Annotated in this window: 8 protein-coding genes and 1 pseudogene; 5 read left to right on the forward strand and 4 right to left on the reverse strand. The window is 70.4% G+C overall.

The window, feature by feature from the left end; translation table 11 throughout:
* From KCH_RS41375 to KCH_RS16535, 5 genes and pseudogenes are all read left to right on the forward strand, one after another.
* Positions 1 to 194, forward strand: a pseudogene (locus KCH_RS41375) (chloride channel protein); the annotation flags it as partial.
* A gap of 416 nt (positions 195 to 610) precedes the next feature.
* Positions 611 to 763: an SCO0268 family class II lanthipeptide gene (lanA, locus tag KCH_RS38645; RefSeq protein WP_063750158.1), complete on the forward strand. Its 153-nt coding sequence runs from the start codon at positions 611 to 613 to the stop codon at positions 761 to 763.
* Between the two features lie 147 nt (positions 764 to 910).
* Entirely contained in the window at positions 911 to 3955 is a 3045-nt protein-coding gene (locus KCH_RS16525; protein WP_084224214.1) for a lantibiotic dehydratase, read from the forward strand.
* A gap of 35 nt (positions 3956 to 3990) precedes the next feature.
* Entirely contained in the window at positions 3991 to 5337 is a 1347-nt protein-coding gene (locus KCH_RS16530) for a lanthionine synthetase C family protein (RefSeq protein WP_035863814.1), read from the forward strand.
* Between the two features lie 509 nt (positions 5338 to 5846).
* Positions 5847 to 8783, forward strand: a complete 2937-nt coding sequence (locus KCH_RS16535) for an AfsR/SARP family transcriptional regulator (RefSeq protein ID WP_035863816.1) — start codon at positions 5847 to 5849, stop codon at positions 8781 to 8783.
* A 411-nt stretch (positions 8784 to 9194) separates the two neighbouring features.
* Here KCH_RS16535 and KCH_RS39685 read toward each other — a convergent pair whose 3' ends face one another.
* The 4 genes from KCH_RS39685 to KCH_RS16560 form a co-directional block, all read right to left on the reverse strand.
* A complete protein-coding gene (locus KCH_RS39685) occupies positions 9195 to 11546 on the reverse strand; it encodes a S8 family peptidase (protein ID WP_208865957.1) in 2352 nt (783 codons plus the stop codon).
* A 211-nt stretch (positions 11547 to 11757) separates the two neighbouring features.
* Complete coding sequence (locus KCH_RS16550) at positions 11758 to 12756, reverse strand: AAA family ATPase (RefSeq protein ID WP_035863823.1); 999 nt, start codon at positions 12754 to 12756, stop codon at positions 11758 to 11760.
* 542 nt (positions 12757 to 13298) lie between these two features.
* Complete coding sequence (locus tag KCH_RS16555) at positions 13299 to 14117, reverse strand: class I SAM-dependent methyltransferase (protein ID WP_035863825.1); 819 nt, start codon at positions 14115 to 14117, stop codon at positions 13299 to 13301.
* On the reverse strand, positions 14114 to 15427 hold the full coding sequence (locus KCH_RS16560) for a helix-turn-helix transcriptional regulator (RefSeq protein WP_051653137.1): 1314 nt from the start codon (positions 15425 to 15427) through the stop codon (positions 14114 to 14116). The genes KCH_RS16555 and KCH_RS16560 overlap by 4 nt, the downstream gene beginning before the upstream one ends.
* Positions 15428 to 15574 lie beyond the last annotated feature (147 nt).

The following is a 15574-nucleotide window of genomic DNA, read 5'->3' on the forward strand; positions in this document are numbered from 1 at the left end:
GCGGTGCGGCGGCGACCCGGCTGCCGGTGACGAGTTCGGTGCTGGCGGCGTTGCTGCTGGGCGGTGAGGCGGCGGATTCGCTGCCGCTGCTGATCGTGTGCGCGGTGGCGGCGTTCCTGACCGCGACGCTGGTGCACCGGGCGGCGGGGGACCAGTCGCAGGGCCGGTCGGCGCCGGCCGGTACGACCGGCTGATCATCAGGCGTCGGCCGTCGGCGGCACGGTTTTGCGTCAAAACCGTGAACGCGCGTCGAACCGGTCGTGGACTCCCGTCGCACGGGTCACACGACTGCCGTCCCGCCGCCCGGGACCAGTAGTGTTCATCGTTTTCACTGCTGAAACCTGGGGCTCCCCGGCCGGGCGGGAAATGGACACCGTGCGCACCCTGCCGACCCGGCCGGGACAACGCCCGTCGGGGGTCGAACCGCAGGTGGCGGGGGCCGTCGCGGCGGGCAGCGGGCATATGCCGACAGGTTGGCCAGGACGGCACTCACCACATCGTGGGAAGCCGGGAAAAAGTTGGCCTCGTCGCCGACCGCGGACCCTCGTCCGGGGCCGGCGTCGGCCGGGACACCGTTCCGGCCGGACCGACGAGCCCTCAGGAGGGGAAAATGCGCACCGAGATCCTCGTGCAGCAGGACACCGACCTCGACCTCGACCTCCGCATCGCGGAGGTCTCGGAGCAGACCCAGGAGTTCGGCCAGGGCACCTACACCTCGCCGAGCAGCTACGCCATCGGCACCCGCTGCCCGATCTGCTGCTGACGACGCGTCGGTAGACCACGTGCGCGGGGCGGGCTGCGGCCCGCCCCGCGCTCTTCGTTCCCCCCACCGCCTGCGACCTTGAGGGACACCACGAACGTGCGAGCAGAGCAGGACCTGTTCGAGGTCCGCGAGCCGGTGCTGGTGCGGATGGCCAGCACGCCGCGGACCGGCGCCGAGGCCCGGATCGACCCGGACGACCCCGCCCCGGGGGCGCGCCGGCTGGCCGCCGACCCGCTGCTGCGGCAGGCCGTCGAGGTCGCCAGCGGCAGCCTCGCACTCAGCCTGCAACGCCTGGGCGAGCCGGACGGCGCGGCCGCGCTCGGCCGCAAACGGACCGTCAGCGCGGCCCGGACGCTGACCCGTTACGCCCGCCGCTCGGGCGGCCGGCCCACCCCGTTCGGGCTGTTCGCGGGCGTCGGCCGGGCCCGGTTCGGGGCGGCCGCGAAGTCCTCGCCGGTCGGGGCCGGCCAGCTGCGGGTGCGGCTGGACGGCGGCTGGCTGCACCGCCGGGTGCTGGCCTGGCTGGCCGTGCCGGAGGTCCGCCGCCGGGTCGAGGTGGTGCTGGACGACCTGTCGGTGCTGCGCGACGGCCGGCTGCTGCGGCACACCGGCGAGCGCGAGGTCTCGGTGCGGGACAACGCGCTGGTCGCCCGGGTGCGCGAGCTGGCGGCCCGGCCGGTCGGCTACGCCGCGCTGCTGGCCGATCTGACGGAGCGCTTCCCGCAGCTGCCGGCCGAGCGGATCGACGGGGTGCTGGCCGGACTCGTCCAGCACGGCTTCCTGCTGACCTCGCTGACCCCGCACCGGATCGACGACGCGCTGCTGGCGCGGATCGAGTCCGCCGTCGACGGGGCGGTGCCCGGCGCCGCGGAGGGGCTGCGGGCCGTCCGGGCCGCAGCGGCCGCCCACGAGCGGGACCGGCCCGGCGAGGGTCTGGCGTCCTGGCGGGCGCTGCTGGGCGAGGTGCGGGCGCTGGATCCGGCCGACCGGGCCGGCGAGCGGCCGCCCGTCCAGGTGGACCTGCGGATGCCCGCGGACCTGGTGCTGCCGGAGGCGATCGGCGAGGAGGTGCGCCGGTACGCCGCCGCGATCTGGGCGATCACGCCCGAGTGGACCACCCTGGAGCACCTGCGGGACTACCGCGAGCGGTTCATCGAGCGCTACGGCACGGCGAGCGCCGTCCCGCTGGGCGACCTGGCGGACCCGCACCGCGGGCTCGGCCTGCCGCCCGAGTACGGCGGCGCGCTGCCCGCGCACTCGCGGTCCGGGCCCGGTGACGACGCCGACCGGCCGCGCCGCAACGCGGTCGCCGAACTCGTCCAGCAGGCCGTCCTGTCGGGCCGTGACGTGGTGCTGGACGACGCCGACATCGCCCGCCTCGCGGACGCCGCCGGCCACCGGCCGGGCGACACCCGTCCGCCGCGCACCCTGGAGCTCTGCTTCCAGGTGCTCGCCGACTCCACCGCCGCGCTCGACCGCGGCGAGTTCCTGCTGCTCGGCAGCCCGCACATCGGCTCCTGGACGGCCGGCGCCACCGCCGGCCGGTTCGCCGACCTGGCCGGCCTGACCGACGGCCTGGCCGCGCTGGCCGCCGGGCCCGCCGAGGACGGGGTGCTGCCCGTCCAGGTCGAGCTGGCCCCGCGCGACCCGCGGTCGCTGAACATCGTCCAGGTGCCGCGGCTGCTGCCGCACCGGCTGCCGATCGGGGTGCCCGCCGACCGGGACGACCCGCACTGCCTGGACTGGCGCACCCTGCTGGTCGCCGCCGGCGAGGACGGGCTGCGCCTGCTGCACCCGGCGACGGGCCGTCAGGTCGTCCCGGTGTTCCCGCACATGCTCGCCCTGGACGCGCAGGCCCCGCCGGTCGCCCGCTTCCTGTCCGAACTGGCCGCGGCCCGCCCCCGGGTGTGGTCCGGCTGGGACTGGGCGGGCCTGGACACCCTGCCGTACCTGCCCGCCGTCCGCTACGGCCGGGTGCTGACCACGCCGCGCCGCTGGCTGCCCGGCCGCCGCCTGCGCGACGCCGCCCGCACCGCCGGCCCGGCCGCCTGGGCGCAGGGCCTGCGCGAGTGGCGCGAGCGCTACCGGGTGCCCGACCGGCTGCAGATCGCCAGCAACGACCGGATGTTCCCGATCGACCTGCGGGAGAGCTGGGACGCCGAGCTGCTGCGTGCCGAACTCACCGCCCCCGAACCGCGGTTCCAGCTCTTCCAGGACCTCACCGCGGACGGCGCCGGCCTCGGCTGGAACCACGGGCACAGCACCGAGATCGTCGTCCCGCTGTTCCGCGCCCCGGCGCGGAAGCCCGCCGACGACCGCCCGCCGCTCGCCAGGTCCGCGCTGCGCCTCGCCCCGACGGGCGTCCACCTGCCGGGCGAGGACTGGCTGTTCGCCAAGCTGTACGCCGACCCGTCCGCCCACGAGACGCTCCTCACCGAGCACCTGCCCGCGCTGCTCGCCGACCTCGGGGACGACATCGACCGCTGGTTCTTCCTGCGCTACCGCGACCCCGAACCGCACCTGCGGCTGCGCCTGCACGGCGACCCGGCGGCGCTGGCCGGCCGGGTGCTGCCCGCCCTCGGCCGGCACGTCCGCGCCCTGATCGGGCGCGGCGCGCTGCGCACCATGGCGCTGGACGTGTACCGGCCGGAGACCGACCGGTACCTCGGGCCGGACGCCCAGCAGGCCGCCGAGGAGCTGTTCCTGACGGACAGCCGATCCGCGGTCGTGCAGTTGCAGGCCCGCCGCGCCGGGGCCGCCGCGGTGCCGGACGAGGTGCTGGCCGCCGTCGGCCACGCCGTGCTGCTGGACTCGCTCGGCGACTGGGACTGGTGCCGCTGGGCCGACCACCTGTTCGACAAGAGCCCCGACCACCAGGTCTACCAGCGCCACCGCGCCCTGACGGACCGGCTGATCCGCCCCGGCGACGCCGCCCGGCACGCCGCCGACCTGCTCGGCGTCCCCGCCCTGGCCACGCTCTGGACGGACTCCCCCGCCCCGCGCGCGTTCGGCCGGCTGCTGCTGGCCGCACCGGAAGCCGACCGCGACGAGGCCCTGATGTCGCTGCTGCACATGCGCCACAACCGCCTGTTCGGCATCGACCCGGCCGCCGAGGCCCGCGGCTACGCCGTGCTGCGCGGCGCCGCCCGCGCCCTGCTGGGCCGCCGTGCCCACTCCCGGGACGGGTCATGACGGCCCGTCACCCCCTCTCTACCCCGGAGCTGCCGATGACCGTCACCGAACCGAGCGGAGCGACCTCGCACCGGGCCGGACTGCGCGAGGCGGCCGGAGCGGTGTCCGACCGGATCCTCGACCGGCTCGCCGACCCGGCCGCCACCATCGCCGCCACCCGGATCCCGGCGGAGGCCGCCGACGACGGCGTACCGGAAGGGGTGTGGGCCGAACTGACGCTCGGCAGCGGCAGCCCCGGCCTGTCGCTGGCCTTCAGCGGCGGCGCCCGGCCCGGCACCGACCGGGCGGCCCGGGCGCACGGCTGGCTCGCGGTCGCCACCCGGGCCGCCGCCGACGGCGACACCACGCCCAGCGGGATCTTCAAGGGGCCGGGCGCGCTGGCGTTCGCCGTGCTGGCCGCCAACCGCGCCACCGGCGGCTACACCACCGCCCTGCACCGGCTCGACGCCTACCAGCGGCAACTGGTGCGCACCGCGCTCCCCGCCGTGCCGGACGGCCCGCTGACCACCATCGGCCACTACGAGGTGGTGCGCGGCATGACCGGCGTCGGCCGGTACCTGCTGGCCCGCGCCGAGACCTGCGGCGAGGAACTGGAACACGTCCTCGGCTACCTGATCGAACTGGCCCGCGGCGACACCGCGCACCGCGGCGGGCGCGTCCCGCGCTGGTGGTCGCTGGACGCCCCGCGGATCGGCTCCGAGCACCTGCTCCCCGACGGCCACCTCAACCTCGGCCTGTCGCACGGCGTCGCCGGCCCGCTGATGCTGCTCGCCCTCGCCTGGCGCGACGGCATCCGGCTGCCCGGCCACCGGGAGGCGCTGGAGAGCGCCGCCGGACTGCTCACCCACTGGGCGGTGCGCGACCAGCACGGCCCGTACTGGCCGGGCTACCTCGACCTCACCGAGTACCTGGCCGGCCCCGACGCCTACGACAAACCCCCGAGCTGGCCGTCCTGGTGCTACGGAGCACCCGGCGTCTCCCGCGCCCTCCAGGTCGCCGGGGCCGCCCTCGACCGCCCGGACTGGACGGCCACGGCCCGCGCCTCGGTGGAACGGCTGCTGACCGTCCCGCTCGACGACTGGGGCATCACCGACCACGCCCTGTGCCACGGCTGGGCCGGCGCCCTGCACCAACTCGGCCGCCTGAACGAGGACTTCGCCGACCCGCGGATCGAACGGCGACGGGACCTGATCGCCGCCCGGCTGGTCGACGCCTTCGACCCCGATGCGCCGTTCGGCCTCCGCTTCACCATGACCGCCAGGCCGTTCGCCTCGGACGTCTCCGGCTACCTGGACGGCGCCGCCGGCGCCGCGCTCGCCCTGGACTCGTACGCGTCCGGCGGCACCCCGCACGACTGGGACATGCCGCTGCTGCTGTCCTGACCTCAGTGCGCGCGTCGACGCGGCGTCCCTGTAAGGGACTTCATCAGGACGTCGACCCGGACCGCCGCGCGCGTCGGAGCTGCCGGACGGGGCCGGACGGGGCGCCCGACCGGGCTCCGGGCTCCGGGCTCCGGGCTCCGGGCTCCGGGCTCCGGGCTCCGGGTGCCGGGCTCCGGCCTCCGCGCACGCGTCGGAGCGGCACCCGTCCCCCCGCACGGGTGCCGCTCCGGAGGCGCCCAGCACGGCGGTGTTCCCCCCTCCGCCGTCCTGCGCTTCGCCGCCCCGGGCCGTGCGCGGAGCAGCGCGGGCACAGCCGGGGTCGGCGGGTCGCGGGCCGGTCGCCGGCGGGTGCCGGCCCACTGGTTCGGGCCGCAGGTCCGGTGTCCCACCCCGGTGCGTCCCGATGAACACAGCCTGGGGTGGGCCGATAACCGGCAGCTAACATCTCCCTCACGTGCACCGGCGGGAGTCGGAGGGGACCTGCACGCGTCATCACGGGGAGCACAGGGGTGAGGTTCGGCCTGCTCGGCAGTCTGCTGGCGCACGACGGGGAACGGGACTGCCCGGTCCGCGGCCCCAAGGCCCGCGCCCTGCTCGCCGTCCTGCTGCTGCACGCCAACCGCCCCGTGTCGCTCGACCGCCTCACCGACACCCTGTGGGGCGCCCACGGCCCCGCCACCGCCGAGGCCTCACTGCGCAACCTGGTCGCCCGGCTGCGCCGCGCCCTCGGCGACGAGCCCGGGCACCGCCTGCGGGCCGTCCCCGGCGGCTACCGGCTGGACGTCGCCGAGGACGAACTGGACACCCTCCGCTTCGACCGGGCCGTGCACCGGGCCCGCGCCGCCCACCAGGCCGGGGACCTGCCGCAGGTGCTCGCCGAGACCGCCGCCGCCCTGGAGCTGTGGCGCGGCGACCCGCTGGCCGACGTCACCGAACCGGCCGCCGGGCACGCCGCCCAGCTCGAACAGTGGCGGGAGAGCCGGCTGCAGGCCCTGGAGTGGCGCTTCGACGCCGAACTGCGCCAGGGCCGCCCGCACGGACTGATCGCCGAACTCACCGCCCTGACCGGCGAGTTCCCCCTGCACGAAGGCTTCCACGGCCAGCTGATGCAGGCCCTCGACCGGACCGGGCAGCGGGCCCGCGCCCTGGAGGTGTACCAGCGGCTGCGCCGCACCCTGGTCGACGAGCTCGGCATCGAACCCGGCCCGGCCGTCCAGGAGGTGCACCGGAATATCCTCGCCGACCCGGCCCCAGCCGGCTCCCCAGCCGGCTCCCCCGCCGACTCCCCCGCCGACTCCCGTGCCGGACGCCCCGCGCCGGCCCAACTCCCGTCCGCGCCCGCGCACTTCCTCGGCCGCCGGGAGCAGCTCGCCACCCTGCGCACCGCCCTGCTGGCCGCCGTCGCCGACCGGCCCGCCGTGGCCGTGGTCAGCGGCATGGCCGGGGCCGGAAAGTCCGCCCTCGCGCTGGCCTGCGCCCACGCGCTGCGCGCCGAGTTCCCGGACGGGCAGCTGTTCCTCAACCTCCGCGGCGCCACCCCCGGCCTCACCCCGCTGGGCGCGCTGCCCGCGCTCACCTCCCTGCTGCGCGGCCTCGGCATCGAACCGTCCGGCCTGCCCGAGGACCCCGACACCGCCGCGGCGCTGCTGCGCACCACCCTGTCCGGCACCCGCACCCTGCTGCTGCTCGACGACGCCGCCGACCTCGCCCAGGTCCGGCCGCTGCTGCCGGCCGGGCCGGGCTGCGCCGTGCTGATCACCGGCCGCGCCCCGATGCTCGCCCTGGACGGCGCGCTCCACCTCCGGCTGGACACCCTCTCCGAACGCGAGAGCATCGCCCTGGTCGAACGCACCGCGGGCCGCGCCACCGCCGACCGCGCCGTGGTCGCCTTCGAACAGGCCGACCTGGCCCGCCTGGTCCAGCTGTGCGGCCGCCTCCCGCTCGCCCTGCGGATCGTCGGCGCCCGGCTCGCCGCCCGCCGCACCCTCCCGGTCCGCGGCCTGGTCGGCCGACTGGAGGACCGCGAGGACCGCCTCGACGAACTCGAACTCGACGACCTGAGCATCCGTCAGTCGCTCGCCCTGACCTACGAGTCGCTGCGCGCCTCCGACCGGCGGCCCGACCGGCGGGCCGCCGACGCCCTGCTCGCCGTCGGCGCCCTCGACCTGCCCGAGTACAGCGCCCCGTTGCTGGCCGGCGTCCTCGGCCTCACCCCCGCCCAGGCCGGCACCGCCCTCGACCGGCTCACCGAGGTCGCACTCCTCGACGAGCCGCGACTCGACCGGTACGTGCCGCACGACCTGGTCCGCGACTTCGCCCGCGAACTCACCGCCGACCCCGAGCAGCGCCTGCGGCACACCGGCGCCGCACTCGACTGGTACCTGGCCACCGCGTCCGCCGCGGCCCGGGCCCTCGAACCGGACAAGCACCAGCTCCGCCGGCTGCCCGCCGTCGCCCCGGGCCGGGAACTCGACCAGCACGCCGCGCTGGCCTTCGGCGACGCCGAATACGGCAACCTGCTGGTCCTGGTGGACCGGCTCGCCGACGAACCCTGGGCCACCGACCGCCTGCTCCCCACCGTACGGGCGCTCTTCCCCTACCTCCGCAACCGCGGCCGCGCCCAGGAACTGGCCCAGCTCAACCGCGCCGCCCTGCGAGCGGCCGGGCGGACGGGCAACGCCTTCGCCGAGGCGTATGCCCTCAGCGACCTGGCCTGCGCGCACTTCGACGTCGGCCGCTACCAGGCCGCACTCGACCTCATCGAGCAGAGCGAGGCCCGGTGGCGCGAGCTCGACAACCCCGACCAGGAACTCACCACCCGCACCAACCGCGGCGTACTGCTGCACTCGCTCGACCGCGACGAAGAAGCCCTGGCCGTCCTGGAATCCTGCGCCGAACTCGCCCGCGAGCGCGGCAGCACCCACCACGAGGCCACCATCTACTGCTCCCTCGGCAATCTGTTCGAGGTCACCGACCCGCACCTCGCCATCAGCTACCACCGGCGCAGCCTCGAAGCCGGCCGCAGCGTCGGCTCGACCGCGGCCGAGACCGCCGGCCTCAACAACATCGGCTTCGCCCACCTCCGCCTCGGCGCCCACGAGGACGCCATCCGCTCCTTCGACGCCGCCCTCGCCCTCCCACCCGGCAGCGCCCCCTGGGACTTCCGCATCGAGGCCCACCGCGGCCGCATCGACGGCCTCCGCCGCCTGGGCCGCCTCGCCGAAGCCCTGACGGCCTGCCAGGACCTCCTCGCCCTGGCCGCCTCCGGCCCCGAGGGCTACGGCACCGGCCTCGCCGAACACATCCGCGGCCTGGTCCTCCGCGACCTCGGCCGCCCCGCCGAAGCCGCCGCCGCCTGGCGCAACGGCCTCGCCAGCCTCGCCAACGCCGACGCCCGCGAAGTAGCCGAAATGCGCGCCCTCCTAGCCGCCACCGAAAGCGCCTGACCCCCACTCACGCCAAAGGGCCGGCCCGGGATCCCTCCCGCCGACCGGCCCTCCGTCAACCTCCGCGTACGGAGCCCCCTGTCGGGTTCGAACCGACGACCCCCGCTTTACAAGACGGACCGGGATCATGACGGGGCGTGACGCCTGATGCTGCGTGGCGCTGAACCTGCAGGTCAGCGCCACGCGGCAGGTTTGGTGATCCAGCTCCGCGCAGCTTCTGCCATCCCGTCCGCTCACGCATCGCTCACGCAGGAAACCCGTGGGCCAGGCTGCAACGGGCTCGCCAGCAGCTACGCGGCGCCCGCCTCTCAGCCACCTACAAACGCGTCTCCGCAGTCACACGTGGCGGGCAAGCGGACTTGCGATTGCCTCACCTGGCACGACGAACAGTCCCCGGACCGGGGGTTACCGCTAAGAAATGGTGATAGGTACGCCGATCTGCTGGGCTACAGGCGTCCAAATATCGACGTCTTCGCTAGGCGTGTCGATAGAAATTACCAACGAGTAGCGAGCGCCATCAGGACTTCGGTCCTTCTTGGGATTCTCTTTCCACCAGCCCGTGACCGGATAAACAGCAATGGCCCCGCGCGAGGCCAAATCGGCGGCGGTGCCTTGCCAGATATCCGTGTGCACGGACCCCGGAGACTGCTGAAGCTTCGCCCCGAAAAACCATTCACCCGATTCCGCATGGCTCTCCGGTCGTGCCTCCTCCTCGGCCAGAGCCTTTCTATTGATGCGCTTGCGAAAGTCACTGTTCGATTCAGTGGCGCGCCGCATGTCGAAACGCAAACCATGCGAGGCGTAGGTGTACCTCCTGCGCCAACCGCGCCGCCCAGGATTAGGGTCAATGAAATACGCGAGAGTCACTCGAAGCCGTACCGGAGTTTCACCCATTCCCATGAGAACCTCCACCGGCCAGGGCAGATCGTGCATGTGAATCTCGCGCAGCGCTCCTGCCCCATTGAAAGGATGGATAGTTTCCTGAGCGACAAGGGTAAGCGCATTCGATGCACTGCGAGTAGCTCGCCCCACATCCGGGACTCCCATGCCGTAACGGCGCAGCAGCGCAGCCCGGTCTACCTTCTTCTTCTCGGCAGTGATTCTGGATCTCATCGCGGACGTCCACTCGGCCGAGTGGATAATCAGCGCTCTTACCGTTTCAGGCCAGAGGCTTGGATATGAGCACATGATCTGAGCTGCCATATTGGCAGCCTGCGCGGTAGCGGCACTCGTGCCTGCTGTCAACCCCAGTTGGCCGGGCCGCTGCACAGGGGCTTGCGTCGTAAGCACCTGCAAGTTCTCCGGCGTGTCAATCATTAGGTCATCCGGGGATGCGGCTGCATTCCCGCCCTCAAAAACTACCTCTGGCTTGACTGGCCAAGTCCTACTAAAGGCAACGGACGTCCGACTATGGGGAGAAAGCTCGCCACGAGGTGCAAGAGGCCGCCAGCCGTTAAAACCTGCCGGCGCCTCACTCATGTCGTCTCTTTCGGTGAAAGCCCCCACGGTCAGTACATTCCAAGCCTGCGCTGGATCTTCGACCGGCTCCACGTCACTACGAGTCAAATGATCGAGATCAAATGGAAAGATATTTCCAGCCGAAACCACAAAGAGTCGGGGATGAGCTTCCGCTTCCTGAGTGCGAATAACAACTTGGCCAGAATCTGTAGCGGAATCGATGCTGTGGCCGTAGGCTAGTGCGTCGATGGCTGAGGACCAAGATGTGGGTTGTCCATAATTTGACACAGACTCGCCATTTGGCGTGTCATGCCCAGCAGTCACTGCCATGGAAAATACCCTGCGACGACGGGGCGCCTGAATTTCCACCCTATCTACAGCCTTCGCGACAACTAGGCCGTAAACGTCCGGTTCATTAAAAGCTGGCGGAGGAGGAAGAATCTTCGCCGATTCCAGGCGGTGCCGAAGATGGATTCGCTCGGCTGCGACCAAGGCCTGCCCGAGGTCTCCAAACAACGCAAGTCCGGCCATCTCCGTCCCATGACCGCTGTGATCCTGAGTGTTCCAAGGAGTCTCCGCAGTGTGGCAGTCCTCAGCATTCAGGGCCGGACGGAGCAAAGGATGGTCACGGAATACCCCCGTATCCAAGATGCAGGCAGCCGGCGCATCGTCTGGCGCGTGATCTGTACGCTCCAGGAGCGCAGAAACCCATTCGCCTTGGTCGACCGCGGGCTGAAGAGCCAACACTTCGGCCGCATGGTTAGACCGCCGAATCTCTGCAAGGTCATCCAAGACGTCGAGAGCTCCCGACAGCTGTTCAAGAGTGGTTGCAGCTAGCAGAACCACTCTATCGGCCATCTGCAGGATGTGCCTGTGAAGAGTAATCTCAGCTTGCGCAGCAAATTCTCGAAAGCGGTCGATCTCCCGACCATCGCGCACGCGCAACCAGACTTCGAGCCATATCTTCTCATCCACTCGGGGAAGGCGATCGACCGGGTCAGTCCAGAGGGCATTGATGGACGCGAGACGAATTTCCTTGATTCTATTGACAAGGTTGCTGTGAGTCGGCCTCTCGGTGTCGGCCGTCTCGGCATACTCTTCAATCTTCTTGACGAAATTCTGCAGCTTACCGTCGGGCACGAAAACGGTCGCGCGCTCGACGAGCCCGTACGCAGTTTCTACAGGCTGAACCGACATGAGCTCTGGGTGCACCTTGCCCACCCTCGAATCAAGGCTCTCGACCGCCAGTTCGACGCCGGGGAAACTCTCGAACTCCACATAAACGCCACTGACTGCACCCTCCACCGGCTCTACGGTCGCCGCCTGCTTCTTGGCTGCGATCTTATTTCCGGCCCGCTCAAGGTTGGCAAGAAGTCCTTGAGCATGGAGCGTAGGATCGTTAGGGGAGGCGACTTTGTTACCAACCGGGCCCCCGGGCGGGGGCGAGTACGGCTCAGCCGTAGCGCTTTGCCGAATGAACAGGTGCGGGAGACTCCTGTCTGACGCCATTTAGCCTTCAGGGCTCCTTCCGATTGATGAGCGGGCGACGCTCGCCGATGGCGTTAACGATATCTTCAGTTTCTATCCCGGAATCCCCGGACAGCACAGCTGCCTTTCCGGCCGTTTCGGAGGCAACCGTCAAGTCCCCATAGCTCAGCCCGACCGAGATGTCGGCTACTCGCCCCCAATCGATGCGCGAAAGGTCGAAGTTTGCCAGCCGATTAGAGATGACGGCACATGCCGCCTCCCGGGTTGGCAGTGGGTATTCGATCAAGGCATCAAAACGTCTAAATACAGCCTTATCGAGAATTTGAGGATGGTTCGTTGCCGCCACAATGATGCTATCCGACTCGTCCTGCTCCAAGAATTGGAGGAAGGAATTTAGGACACGGCGCACCTCTCCGACATCATTGGATAGAGAGCGCTCTCCGGCCAGTGCATCGAATTCATCGAAAAAATAGAGCCCGCGAGTTTCGGAAAGAGCCTCGAAGACAAGTCTCAGCTTTGCGGCAGTTTCACCCATGTACTTTGTCATCAATCCGTCAAGTCGAATCGAAAACAACGGAAGTCTGAGCTCTCCCGCAAGTACCCGCGCAGTCATGGTCTTGCCGGTGCCTGGCGCCCCGGTCAGCAAGAGACGGCGGAGCGGGTGAAACCCATGGGCCCGCAGCTTGTCCTGCTGCCTCTGTTCAGTGATGACCTTAAGCAGGCGGGAATGCACCTGCGACTCAAGCACCAGGTCCGATAGGAGCTCGGCGGGGTAACTGACAGTGAGGAGAGACGCGAGCTCCCCACGAGGCTGAGTCACTGGCACCAACCGTGCGGTCACGGCCGCTGGTGCGACCGTCTCACGGGCCCGCAGGCCGTCTACCAGGTCCCTTAGCTCCTGCGCGAAGCGGTTCTGTCCGCTTCTGGCGGCTCTGGCCGCGACCTGCATGGCAACCGAGTAGAAGCGCGCATCGTCACCCTCGCCATGGCTCTTCACGAGTGCCTTCACCTGGTCAGCCGTCGCCACTGTGTCTCACCTCCGTCCCGAGCTGGTTGCTGAACCTTCACACTAGCGGCTGTGGAGTCTGGGGCTGCCACCCATGAAGCTGTCGGGCGCACTGTGGCAGCCTCCTGGGGCGTGGACATCGGCGACCGACCCTAGCCGACACTCTCGTAGCTGGTCTGCCCTGAAACCTAGACCGCAAATACGGCGGCAGGTTGAAAGCCGCCAACGAGCTGTACAACAGAGCCACCCCTCACCGCAGGTACACCGACGCAGCAATCGCACATCGAGTGAGGCGAGAGCTGGCCGTGGGGGCGTCTGTGTACTCGGTCCTGCCCACGTCAGCGATCCCCTCGTGGTCGGGAGTCGGGCGGCGCTGAGGACGTCGAGGTGACGAGCGTAGCCGCCGGACCAGATGGGAGTGACTCGTTCAAGCTGAGTCGAGGACCTCCTCGCCGCCCAGAGCTCGCTTTGCCCCAGCGGCGTCGCCACTGCGGATGCAACTACCCCGACTATCTCGTTGCGCGTGATCTTCGATGCCTGGATGGTTGGACGACGCCCATGATCTACAGTCGGCACACCAGGAACCCCCCGAGGCATTTGATCTTGAACGACCCCTCCGTAGCGATCGTGGCGGCAACTATCTCTGCTGCCCGACTGATGGTCTCGTGGAACGGGACTCCACATTGGCCGGCCCACGCCTCATAGGAGGCTAGGTGGGCAGCGATCGGTACGGGGTCGGTGATCTTGATGGTGCCGGGAAGTTCTCGAATGCGGATATCTTTGAAGACCGTCCCGAGATAGTCGGGAGCCTTCTCGAGAGAGAAGCGGGAGCTGAGGGAGACCCGTGCTGGCCCCTTAGGAATCCCGAGAACGTCGCCTGCAGCCCTAATCCAGAGCTGGTCCAGCTCCTGCTTGTCGGTGTCGCTGTTGGTCGAGGCGATGAGTAGGCAGCCAGGTCGGAGGACGCGGGCCATTTCCTTGATCGTGGCCTCGATGTCGCTGACGTGGTACAGCATGTGCAGGGCCAGCACGGCGTCAGCGCTGTCGTCGGCGAAGGGCAGGGCCTGGGCGTCGGCCACCAGGACCGGCTTCGCGACGTCGGCGAGGATGCCCGCCGAGATGTCCATCCCGACGACCTGGACGTCCGGGCGGTCCTTGTGCAGGCGGCCGACGAACTTGCCGTTGCCGCAGCCAACGTCAAGGACGATCCCGCTTGTGCCGGCCAGCTCTTCGACGACGATCCTGGGCAGGTCGTACTGCGGCTGCTGCCACCGGTAGATCGACTGGCGGGCGGCCAGGTGGCGTCCGTCGGCGTAGGCGCTGTTCGCGAGGATCGCCTTGTCGGCGACCGCGGCGTCCTGCTGTGCGGTGTAGCTCGTCACTGTGGCAGCTCCGGAGGGTTCGTGAGTGCGGGTCGAGAGCAGGCTTCTCTGACATTCTCACGGAGACTCAGGACGACCGGGGAGCCTGCGTAGGCTGGCTCGGCGAGACGAGTGCTCAGCGCCCGAAGGCGGCTGGAGATGCTCGCTGTTCGCCGGTCCGGTGCAGCCTCCAGCACCGCCGAGAGCTTCTCCCGCACGCCATCGAGGTCGCCGTGGGCAAGGTGGGCGTTGGCGAGGTCAAGGCGGGCCGCCAGCAGGTCGCCGGAGGACTGTTCCTGCTGCGGCGCGGACTCGTACAGGGCGATGGCCCTGGAGGACGCCTCGATGGCGCGGTTCACATGACGCTGGCTACCCAGGGCAAGGAGGGCGGTGCCGACGTAGGTCCACTGCTTGGCCTCGGGGAACGTGAACACGCCCGGGAGATCCACGGCGGCTACGGCGCTTCGTGCGGCCTCGGCCGCCGCCACGGCTCGTAGCGCGCTCGCGCTGTCTCCGAGCGCGGCGGTGGCTCGTGCTTCGAGGCTGAGCAGACGAGCTGCGATCGTCCCGCTGTCCGCGTACGGCAGTCCGGCTCTGGCCAGTTCGGCGGCCTGGCGGTGGTCCTGCTGCCAGTAGGCGATCAGGGACTGGACGGATCGGATCCAGGCCCGGAGGCCGTTGTTGCCGGCTGACTCCGCGCAGCGCCAGGCCGTTCGCGAATGCGTAGCCGCAGCTGTGTACTGGCCGAGATCGAGGGCGACATGGGTGGCCAGGCCGCAGAGGCGTCCGGCCTGCAGGTAGAGATGGCCTGTCTGGTAGGGGTGTTGGCGGCCTCGGAGTAAGTCGAACACTCCTCGCCGAAGGGTTCCGATGTCGTGGAAGAGCTCGGACAACGGCTTGCTGACGTAGTCCTCTGCCAGCCTCGCAATGTCCGCGTCGATCTGTTCAAGCAGCGTGTCGTCCACGTTGGATGCGCTCGCGAAGCGGAGGAAGAGCGCGGACTCTGCTGAGTCGGCTGCCACCGCCACTACGAGATCGCTGTCGTGGCCCGTGCGCCAGGCAGGCACAGGAGCCGAGGCGTCGCCGACGCTGCTGGGCGGTGGAACTGCTTCGGCGACCGCAGGGGGTGCTGCCAGTAGGTCGGCCAACTGATCGACCGAGAGTCCCAGGGCGCGGGCGAGCTTCGGCCGCATCCAGGGCTGCGGGGCACCCCTACCGCCCTCCCATCGCCCCACGGTCGTGCGGTCCACGTCGAGGGCTTCAGCCAGGGATTCCTGGGTGTGGCCGACAGCCTCCCTGCGCTGGATCAGCCGGGCCCTCCTGGATGCCATCCCGCGTCCTCCAGAGGTACGTCAGTTCGTCCGTAGCCATAACAGGCCAGGTCATGCCCGGGTTTGCAGCACGGATGCCTCATTGCCGCATCAATTCTGCTCTGGTTCACCGGCATTGGAGGCGGTTCTGTAGATACCTGCCGGGTG

The sequence above is a fragment of the Kitasatospora cheerisanensis KCTC 2395 genome (assembly GCF_000696185.1).
In the GTDB taxonomy this organism is placed as follows: Bacteria; Actinomycetota; Actinomycetes; order Streptomycetales; family Streptomycetaceae; genus Kitasatospora; species Kitasatospora cheerisanensis.

Bases quoted from the DNA above. Each gene is read 5' to 3' on its own strand.
- KCH_RS16530 (WP_035863814.1), top strand. From the start codon at position 3,991: ATGACCGTCACCGAACCGAGCGGAGCGACCTCGCACCGGGCCGGACTG.
- KCH_RS16560 (WP_051653137.1), bottom strand. From the start codon at position 15,427: ATGGCATCCAGGAGGGCCCGGCTGATCCAGCGCAGGGAGGCTGTCGGC.
- lanA (WP_063750158.1), top strand. From the start codon at position 611: ATGCGCACCGAGATCCTCGTGCAGCAGGACACCGACCTCGACCTCGAC.
- KCH_RS16525 (WP_084224214.1), top strand. From the start codon at position 911: ATGGCCAGCACGCCGCGGACCGGCGCCGAGGCCCGGATCGACCCGGAC.